The sequence below is a fragment of the Streptococcus sp. GMD4S genome (assembly GCF_000296955.1).
Window position 1 is genome coordinate 1 of the sequence record NZ_AJRE01000472.1, and the last position, 2,834, is coordinate 2,834.

5 protein-coding genes are annotated in these 2,834 nt (G+C 39.4%); 3 read left to right on the forward strand and 2 right to left on the reverse strand.

Annotated elements, in window-relative coordinates:
• The coding region (locus GMD4S_RS11720) for a formate--tetrahydrofolate ligase (protein ID WP_000845247.1) at nt 1-469 on the reverse strand (469 nt) is incomplete at its 3' end.
• A 229-nt stretch (nt 470-698) separates the two neighbouring features.
• Between GMD4S_RS11720 and coaB the strand changes: the two genes are divergently transcribed.
• The 3 genes from coaB to GMD4S_RS11735 are packed head-to-tail and all read left to right on the forward strand — an operon-like array spanning nt 699 to nt 2,498.
• Complete coding sequence (gene coaB / locus GMD4S_RS11725) at nt 699-1,388, forward strand: phosphopantothenate--cysteine ligase (RefSeq protein ID WP_000699526.1); 690 nt, start codon at nt 699-701, stop codon at nt 1,386-1,388.
• An 11-nt stretch (nt 1,389-1,399) separates the two neighbouring features.
• Complete coding sequence (coaC, locus tag GMD4S_RS11730) at nt 1,400-1,951, forward strand: phosphopantothenoylcysteine decarboxylase (RefSeq protein WP_001274054.1); 552 nt, start codon at nt 1,400-1,402, stop codon at nt 1,949-1,951.
• Nucleotides 1,935-2,498 (forward strand): ECF transporter S component, encoded by a 564-nt coding sequence (locus GMD4S_RS11735; protein WP_000747416.1) that lies wholly within the window; start codon nt 1,935-1,937, stop codon nt 2,496-2,498. The genes coaC and GMD4S_RS11735 overlap by 17 nt, the downstream gene beginning before the upstream one ends.
• 42 nt (nt 2,499-2,540) lie before the next feature.
• Here GMD4S_RS11735 and GMD4S_RS13845 read toward each other — a convergent pair.
• Nucleotides 2,541-2,834, reverse strand: a 294-nt coding sequence (locus tag GMD4S_RS13845; protein WP_000326077.1) for a hypothetical protein, incomplete at its 5' end; no start/stop codon positions are given.

The window sequence follows — 2,834 nt, forward strand, 5'->3', positions numbered from 1 at the left end:
CGATTCCCAGCTCATTTCCTTGGTGTAAGTGGTTGTCAATCAAGGCAGAAAGAGCGTTGTTAGCAGTTGTAATGGCATGCATATCCCCGGTAAAGTGAAGGTTGATGTCTTCCATTGGCAACACTTGGGCATAACCACCACCGGCTGCACCACCCTTGATCCCCATTACTGGGCCAAGAGACGGTTCGCGAATAGCAATCATGGTTTTCTTACCAATCTTGTTCAAGGCATCCGCAAGACCAATGGTAATGGTTGATTTCCCCTCACCAGCAGGTGTTGGGTTGATGGCAGTAACCAAGATCAATTTCCCAACTGGATTGCTCTCAACTGCACGAATTTTATCAAAGCTGAGTTTAGCCTTGTACTTTCCATACAATTCCAAATCATCGTAAGAAATACCCAGTTTCTCAACAACATCAACGATTGGTTTTAACTCAATACTCTGCGCGATTTCAATATCTGTTTTCATTCAAAACTCCTCTAACCTCTAATGTGATAATTCATTATAACACAAAACAAGATTTTTCACATTCTAAAACTCTCTAAACGTTCGTAAATATCCTGAATTTCAAGATTTTTAGGGCCCTTTGAAAAATTTTATATGGCTTTATAGTTTGAAACTATAGTTAATCTTCGCTTTTACCAAAAATTTATCGCTTTCATTTTACTTACTGTTTATTTTTGTGTACAATAGTGCTATGAAAATTTTAGTCACATCGGGCGGTACGAGTGAAGCTATCGATAGTGTCCGCTCTATTACTAACCATTCTACAGGTCGCTTGGGGAAAATCATCACAGAAACCTTGCTTGCTGCGGGGCATGAAGTTTTTTTGATAACGACAAAACGAGCTCTGAAGCCAGAAGCTCATCCCAACCTAAGCATTCGAGAAATTGATAATACCAACGACCTTCTAGTTGTGATGCAAGAACTTGTTAAGGAATATCAGGTCTTAATCCACTCAATGGCTGTGTCTGACTACACTCCTGTTTATATGACGGGACTTGAGGAAGTTGAGGCTAGCTCCAATTTGGAAGAATTCTTAAACAAGCAGAATCATCAAACTAAGATTTCTTCAACTGATGAGGTTCAGGTCTTATTCCTGAAAAAAACACCCAAAATCATCTCTCTAGTCAAGAAATGGAATCCGGCTATTCATCTGATTGGGTTCAAACTATTGGTTGATGTTACTGAGGATCATCTTATTGAAGTTGCTAGACAGAGTCTTGTCAAGAACCAAGCAGACTTAATCATTGCAAATGACCTGACTCAAATTTCAGCAAATCAGCATCAAGCAATCTTTGTTGAAAAAGAGCAACTCCAAACCGTTCAAACCAAAGAGGAAATTGCAAGTCTTCTACTTGAAAAAATTCAAGCATACGATTCATAGAAAGGAAAGCCATGGCAAATATTCTCATCGCAGTGACAGGTTCCATTGCCTCCTATAAAGCAGCTGATCTAGTCAGTTCCTTGAAAAAACAAGGCCATCAGGTCACTGTCTTAATGACTGAGGCAGCTAGAGAGTTTATCCAACCGTTGACACTACAGGTCCTCTCTCAAAATCCTGTCCACCTTGATGTCATGCAGGAACCCGCTCCTGAGCAAGTCAATCATATCGAACTAGGAAAAAAAGCTGACCTTTTTATTGTTGTCCCTGCTACTGCTAATACCATTGCTAAACTTGCGCACGGTTTTGCGGATAACATGGTGACTAGTACAGCATTAGCTTTACCCCAAAACATCCCTAAACTCTTGGCGCCAGCCATGAATACAAAGATGTATGATCATCCGGCAACTCAAACAAACCTTAAAACTTTAGAAACATATGGTTACAAGCTTATCTCTCCGAAAGAATCCTTACTTGCTTGTGGAGACTACGGAAGGGGAGCTTTAGCAGACCTGGATATTATTTTAGAAAGAATAAAGGAAACACTCAATGAAAAAACGCTCTAATATTGCTCCGATTGCTATCTTTTTTGCGACCATGTTGGTCATTCACTTTCTGAGCTCACTCTTATTTAATCTATTCCCATTCCCAATTAAACCAACTATCGTGCATATTCCTGTTATTATTGCAAGTATTATTTACGGCCCACGAGTTGGTGTTACACTCGGTTTCTTGATGGGACTACTTAGCTTGACGGTTAACACGATTACAATCCTTCCAACCAGCTACCTATTCTCACCTTTTGTACCAAACGGAAACATCTATTCAGCAATGATTGCCATCCTACCTCGTATTTTGATTGGTCTGACACCTTATCTAGTTTATAAATTATTGAAAAATAGAACGGGTCTCATCATTGCCGGAGCTCTCGGTTCACTTACAAATACAGTATTTGTACTTGGGGGAATCTTCTTCCTTTTTGGAAGTGTCTTCGATGGAAATATCCAGAAACTCCTTGCAACTGTTATTTCAACCAACTCAATTGCTGAGCTTGTCATCTCTGCAGTTCTCACAGTAGCAATTGTCCCACGTTTACAAACCTTGAAGAAATAAAAAATCAACTCCACTTTCATCCTGAAGGTGGAGTTTTCATTGTTAAAGCATGAGAATAATCAAAAAGATGTGAAATCCAAAGAGCAGGAGTTGATACGAAAACGATATAGGTTGCTGACTTTTTTGGCTATCCAAGTATAGGGTTAGAGATAGTAAAACCAAACCAAATGCAATTACCAATCTAACGAAATAAGCAATTTCTAGTATTGCTGCCATCAAAAGAAAACCTAATAAAGGAAGGCTAAAGAGTGAAACAGCCAGACTGCTTGCTAATAGAGAGAGTAGCGACAGGACCAATAAACTATAAACTATGAAACGAGTCCAACCTGAGACTAC